5 protein-coding genes and 2 pseudogenes are annotated in these 6,395 nt (G+C 39.6%); 2 read left to right on the top strand and 5 right to left on the bottom strand.

The window, feature by feature from the left end:
* Nucleotides 1-2: 2 nt before the first annotated feature.
* Together AB4589_RS22160 and AB4589_RS22155 are read left to right on the top strand one after the other, a co-directional pair.
* Nucleotides 3-365, top strand: coding sequence for a hypothetical protein (locus tag AB4589_RS22160; RefSeq protein WP_240799967.1), 363 nt, complete (start codon nucleotides 3-5; stop codon nucleotides 363-365).
* 62 nt (nucleotides 366-427) lie between these two features.
* Nucleotides 428-631: pseudogene (locus AB4589_RS22155) on the top strand (IS6 family transposase); the annotation flags it as partial.
* A gap of 59 nt (nucleotides 632-690) precedes the next feature.
* Here AB4589_RS22155 and AB4589_RS22150 read toward each other — a convergent pair.
* The 5 genes and pseudogenes from AB4589_RS22150 to AB4589_RS22130 all read right to left on the bottom strand — a co-directional run.
* The gene (locus tag AB4589_RS22150; RefSeq protein WP_016800590.1) at nucleotides 691-1,164 is read right to left on the bottom strand and encodes a GNAT family N-acetyltransferase; all 474 of its coding nucleotides are present in this window, start codon (nucleotides 1,162-1,164) and stop codon (nucleotides 691-693) included.
* Between the two features lie 1,617 nt (nucleotides 1,165-2,781).
* Nucleotides 2,782-3,027: pseudogene (locus tag AB4589_RS22145) on the bottom strand (ISNCY family transposase); the annotation flags it as partial.
* A gap of 164 nt (nucleotides 3,028-3,191) precedes the next feature.
* Nucleotides 3,192-3,605 carry an H-NS family nucleoid-associated regulatory protein gene (locus AB4589_RS22140; protein ID WP_069592252.1) on the bottom strand — a complete coding sequence of 138 codons (414 nt, stop codon included), beginning with the start codon at nucleotides 3,603-3,605 and terminating at the stop codon, nucleotides 3,192-3,194.
* Nucleotides 3,606-4,445: 840 nt separating this feature from the next.
* Nucleotides 4,446-5,024, bottom strand: a complete 579-nt coding sequence (locus AB4589_RS22135; protein ID WP_017101494.1) for a DUF2913 family protein — start codon at nucleotides 5,022-5,024, stop codon at nucleotides 4,446-4,448.
* A 258-nt stretch (nucleotides 5,025-5,282) separates the two neighbouring features.
* Nucleotides 5,283-6,395 (bottom strand): hypothetical protein (locus AB4589_RS22130; RefSeq protein ID WP_372101690.1); only part of this gene is annotated, 1,113 nt, incomplete at its 5' end.

The raw sequence follows: 6,395 nt of genomic DNA, 5'->3' as shown, positions 1-6,395 counted from the left end.
AAATCCCAATAATACTTGAGTTATTTCAAATGAAACAAGAAGTACATAGGTTTGAGCTATCAATAAATAGCACTATCTCTGAAGTCTATGGCCACTTTACTAAGGCAAATAGTGACCAAAGCCTCGATAGAATGTTTGAAGGTCTTCAAAAAAAACTCAGGAAAATTACCTGCTCAGTGAGAGAGAGGGAGTGTACTCTCATTAATGTGTACATTGCATACGGCAGAAGACAAGAGGACTTTGATGGTAGAGGGAAGACTTGTAATTCTTTTCCTACAAGGAGAATCGAAAGTATAATGAACACCCATTCTAACCTTTCGCCAGAAGACCTGCTAGGTGAGGCTTTACGATCTTTAGAGCACTGAGCTGGAACTTTAACGTTTTCTAGATTAGCGCATGATAGCTGAAAATATGAGCAAAAAAATTAAGAGTAATTAAACACCATGACAATGCGATAGAGTCAGACCATGCTCTAATCAAAAAGCTCATCGAAGCGATTCAAGGTCTTTAAAGGTTACGGATATTGAACAAGAGTCAATTTGATTTTTGGTTAAGCCGTGACCGGGCAGAGGTGAGAGTGCACGAGGGATCAGCGTTTTTGAATGAACTCTTCAATACATTTACAGTTTAAGTATAAAATGAGGCGGCCAAATAGCCGTCCCAGACACACCATCTGACTTGTTTATTCACTCATTCCTTTAAGCCAAAAATTAATTCAATTTCATCATCAAGTCTTCTGCCCGTTGGTATAAAACCAAGTTTTTGATAAATAGAGAGCGCATTGCCTTTTTCTTTATCCATCGTGGTCAGGGAGACGCCTTTTAAACCGATAATGGAAGCGTATTTCTTACTGAAGTTAATCGCTTGACTCCCCAATCCCTTTCCTTGGAAACGATGGTCAATCATGACGCGCCATACATATAAATGCTCCTTTTGAAAGTGTTCATCGTGTGTGTCCAGTATTCTAGGGTCAATCAGAGAGATCAGGCCCGCAGGTTTATCGTTTAAGTAAATACCATAGTTGATACTATCGTCGTTAAAACTGGCTTCTGCAAGCCACTCTGCGTTGTTAGCAATGAGTTGTTTTTGAGACTCTTCCACTGAGAGAGCAATAATGTCATCGATAATGGTATTGTTTATTTTTAAAAAGCTAATTTTATTCATGCTTATTTACCTTGGGTAGGTATTTCATTAAAAGTAACTGGCCAATGTAAGGATCTTGATAAGCTAATCTTGAGTTATCAAAATGGTAATGCCGCTTTTGTTCCTGTCATTTAACATAGGCTCTTCAACTATCTTATAGATCTCTTTATCTGGCGCATGCTAGAACTCGCCAATCGTTTTTCATTAAGGTATATAGTCACAGTAGAGTATGCTTTCTCAAACAATGAGGATGGAAGTTCTTGTTTCCTATTTTGTCTGCACCCATGACAGAAATATGAGTTCCAAGCGTTGCCCACGATGATTAAAAAAAAGGGTCCGTACAGTATTTTTGCAACAGTCCCGTTACAAGAACCAAAACAAAATCCCTGCTAGAGTGCTTACTAGTGTAATGAAAGAGAGCTTTAACGTGTTCTAAGCCAGTTACATGTTGTATGTCACTTATCAACTAAAATGGTGGCTCTTCTCTTACCGCCTTTGCACTCAACAGTGACGTTCACTCCATTGACGAGTGCTTTCTCATTATTCGCTCTGGCTCTCACATCGAGTTCAAATTTGGACAACGAGTTCGGTAAGCGCAAAAGAAAGAGTGCTGGTTACCCTTTTGCTTTGGTACAGGCCAAATCTTGATGTTATCGAAGATGGCCAATCGCAGTGCTAAAATAGACAAAACTCTGGAATATTGCAGCTAATGTTATCGAAAGCTATTCTGCACTATTTTTGTAGTTTGCGTAATTGGTGTAGCCAAACTCAACACCAATGATACGAACCGCCATATAAGTTTTAGCCCAGACCATTTGACGTATTATTCCGGAATCTTTTGTCTCTTACAGTATGACTTTGTAAGTAAAATCATTACATAATGAAAGCGTATTCACTAGGTTGCTAGTTCAAACCTTGATGCTTTGGTTTTTCTAATAGCGATAAGATGTCGCTCCTAATGAATTGATAGCAGAGTAGTTTCTTACGTCTAAAGCGGGACTTGATTGGCTGAACCAACGATAAATATAGGACGATTCACAATAATGCCGTGCTTGGCCGACATATCACTCAGATTGACATTACTCATGGGCGTTGATTAAGCGACTTTCCATACTTGTTAGAAGAATATTTATTACTTCTAAATCGTAGTCAATACAATGTTTCTAAAAATGACGTACTCTCTTACCTTTATCGTTTGGGTATAAAGAGAGTCGATTTAAAAGTGGGCAGTAAAACGTTGAATATTTTATAAAACTTTGACCAGAACGTTATATAAGGGCTTCAAGGAAGGTAATAACCTTAGTCTTTCGGTCTTTTTTATGACGTTGTCACAATGAAAGTTGGGTGAGGCGATAATTCCCCTCACTCAATTAGTACCTGAATATGATAACAATAAGGCCGATGGGTAGGAAAAGTCTAAAAGTTTCGTACAACGTCATACCATCCGGATGAAGGTGGACGTTAAGTGGGAAGGTGATGAAAGGGTTCCACATGACTCCGCGTTTAATCGAAGAAGGGACCTGTCGTATGACAAAAGAAAGTGCCGCGCCGTTTTTTTTTCTTATCCTTATTTTTTATTGATTTAACTATTTATCTCCCCACGCGCCGTCCTTTATTGATGGCCATTTACTTGCTCGGCTAATGAGAAAGTTGTGCTAGTTCGTCTTTATTCAATCCTGTGACATCCATAATGGCTTCCTGATCTAGACCATTAAGCATCATCTTGTGCGCCATCTCCTTGAGGGCTTTTTGGCGACCTTCTTGACGTCCTTCTTGGCGGCCACGTTGCTCGCCTTGTTGGCGCAATTGTTCTGCAATAGTCATAAGTGTTTTCTCGTGTTTCGGTACTGATGAGGCCAGTGACGTAATTAACGCCTCTAGGTTGATTTCTGTTCACGCATTCATTTTAAGATTGGCCAATGGGAGAGATATTTAAAGCGAGCTGACTGCCCTATAGAAACTAACCTAAACAAGGGCTCTGTTAGTTTCTATATGAATTCTGGGCCTCTTAATTGAGGGGGGTGTAGTGAGGGTTTTGAAAGAAGCGACTATTTCGCGATCAAGAAATCCTCAATTGATTTTCCAGCATCAAGCTGTTCTTGAATTATGGAAGGGGTGCGACCTTGACCGGTCCAGGTTTTTTCTATGCCGTTCCCGTCTGTGTAACTATATTTAGCAAGGCGAGGCTTACGTTTACCTTTTATTTTATTCTTTGATTGACCTGCTAGAGCTTCTATAAGAGCTTCAATATTAACACCATCGACCTTGATTTGCTTTGCGATTTCAGCGACTTTGGATTCTTGTTCAGCACGAGCTTCGCGCTCTACTTCTTCGCTCTCTTGGCGTTCAAGAAAGACGGTCGTTAACTTATTCAGTGCTTCTTCAAGTTCCTCAAGTGTTAATTCACGAGAGAACGCACGAAGCGAGCGGATATTAAGTAAAGTTTTTATCATTTCGGTCATGTTGAGTCCATTTACATTTAAATTGAGATAATATTACAAATCAATAAGATACACAAAAATTGTCGAAACACGTTTTCTCCAAAAATAGCGTTGTGAATATTCCCTCTTAGGCATATTTTTCTAAATATCAATGAGTTATTGCCTATCTTCATCCGAGAATGATGCTTTTTTAGGGTAAATAGTTCGAGCGTCGCTAAAGCTTATGGATTTAAAGTGGCTGTACTGAATATCTTTGATTAATTTAGTGTTCAAACTTTCATGAGTAAACGCACAGTAAATATGCAAGTTATTGATGGCTATAGAGGATAGAGCACTCTCAAGTTGAGTTTCAGTAACCATGTAGATCAAAGGGGGTATTTCGGAACATCTCATATAACCATCAACCTCGTCATAGCATGTTGATTATTGCATGTGTCTGCATAAAGAAAAGTATGAATAGTCCTAAACTCTTATTGTGTCTCTGCATTGAAAACTGGCGTCCGTAAGGTTTGGGTGAAATTTTCACCTACCACTAGGATGGAAGGCTCCGTGTCACAAGGTGAGTATCGCAGTATATTATACTAGACCTAAATCCGGATTTAGGTGGAAAAATGAAGAAGAGAATTGGACCCTATGCGCAAACCTAGCCTAGCTAATGCCAATTTTAAAAGGTTCATGCGTAAGCCAGAGTTGCGTATTGAAAAGCTCTCTCTTTATGACCTATTTGGTCAGACTGGCTTTGGGTGCGTTGTCATATGGGAAAGCTTTCAGTCAAGGTTGAAGATGGGTATTTAGTCGGACATTGTCTACCCAAGGTAAAACCGAGAAATAGAAAGGCACTATTCAATCGTATAATCGTTATCACTCTCGGTGCAATAAAAGGTGAATGACTTCATCTTTCTCTTCAGAGTCAACTTCAACGCGATAAAAGCCTTTGGCTTTTAGCGCTTCAATTAACGCTTCCAACCGATGGGTTTTCACCGTCATAGCCAGGGGTTTTATCTGGTTATTGTCTTCATCAAACCCTTGCTCTATGCTTTTTTCTTTCATGTAAAGAGTATCTCGTTCCATTTCTTTTGTGGGGTCTTCCAACATAGTTGGAAACTGATGCTGCTCAAATAATTCCGTTAACATGATATAGAGTTCATCAGCCTGTGAGAACTTGGCTTGATACCCGAGATTCAGTTGATTTACCTCCCACATTTTTTTTTCGAGGTTGCCTGTTACACTTCGGCCAATACTGATCATGGTTTTGAGTTCATTTTTACATGTCGAGAACTGAGGCCGTTTTACTTTTGGTTTGATGAATTTTACCAACAGTTCATTTCTTCTTTTCGTTGTCCAATATCCACCTTGTTGACTCATGGTTAAATACAGTGCGAGAAGCGCATTCGTCACGATCTCATCAAGGGCTTGATAGTGCTTAAGGTTTCGACTCATGAATTTATTCTTTCTCTTTAATTGAAGCTTCCTAGCTGTTTTTCACGATTTTAAATTGAGTGCGTAATCAGCGTGTATTAAGGCTTAAATAATAAGGCGCATTCAAAAATTAACGGGGAACGCGAACATATACCTGCTCAAACTTTAATGGCACCGCTCGTCGCAATCCCGTAGCTGGCGAAGCCAGTCGAAGGGTGAGCAAGCGGTATTTCGAACCTCTTAAACCACCATGATTAAGCCTCTTTTCTAGACACAGAATCAATAGAAGGTAAGAGATCCTAAATATTTTTTTAATTGATTGATACTGTTAACTTTTCTTATTCTTTTTTCAAGCGAGACTATCGAATCATCAATCATTTCAAGATACTTTTCCATTTTGGCTTGCGTCTTCTTCTTGCTTGGTGCTGAGAATTGTCTCCAGACTTGAGACTTAACTCCTTGTTGGCTAAAGATGTCACGGTGGGCCCGATTTAAATCCAGGAGCTTCATTTCGAGCAAATGCTCCATTCTCACTAAAGTTGTTTCATCAAGAAGGTGCTCAGAATCGGGGACATATTCTGTCAGCATTCGGACTAAGGTCATCACATCATTCTCTCGTTTGGCCACCGCCAGTTTCTGCATTAAACGATGTTTCTCTTCTTTCTTTAACGGGTCAGACTCTTTATCTGGATGGATAACACTCGCAATGCGTTTGTACATTTTGTTGAGTTGAGTACCTCGGAACATTTCTTTGATGTTAAGCGCGTCGTCGTCTTCACTCTCAAAATAATCGAATTCAAAATCGTCCCAATCGTCCTCATTTTGGGCTCGTGGTGAAAATGAGTCGTTATTATGTTTAACAAAAGAGGCCCATAAGGCACTGATAAAAGCTTCAATGGCGAATGGATCACCAGAAGCCAGAATTTCACGGATTTTTTTGTGGGGTAAATCAATATCAGCGCCGAACATCTCCTTCATGCCGTTTTCAAATTCTCGACAAGCTGCATTGAGCGCTTGCTGTTTCTCTTTCTGAAATACTTTATTATGATAGGTTTCATACTCTTCGCATAACGCCTCGACTTTGTCTCTATCATTGATAAAAGGGCGATCAAGCAAGTCAATTAACTCCTGTTCAATCGCTTGCATCAAGCGATTGCGGATATTGGTTTTGAGTTTTTTTGAGGTCAAAAATGACATCAAGTGCTTAACCCAGGCACAGTGAAGATGGTCGAGCTTTTTATCATAGGGAGTCAGTTTATCTTTGTATTCAGAAAAAAGCTGATTGACCTTGATCTCGGCCTTTTGATTACGCCGTTCATTTTTTTCAATCTTCCTCCAGAGCTCAGATAAATAATCCGACTGAGAATGTGGAACGTTGTTTGAGTGAAAAAT

Source organism: Vibrio sp. 10N.222.49.A3, from assembly GCF_041475145.1.
Classification (GTDB): domain Bacteria; phylum Pseudomonadota; class Gammaproteobacteria; order Enterobacterales; family Vibrionaceae; genus Vibrio; species Vibrio tasmaniensis_A.
Note: the sequence above shows the minus strand (reverse complement) of the source record. Positions and strands in the feature narration are given on the sequence as shown.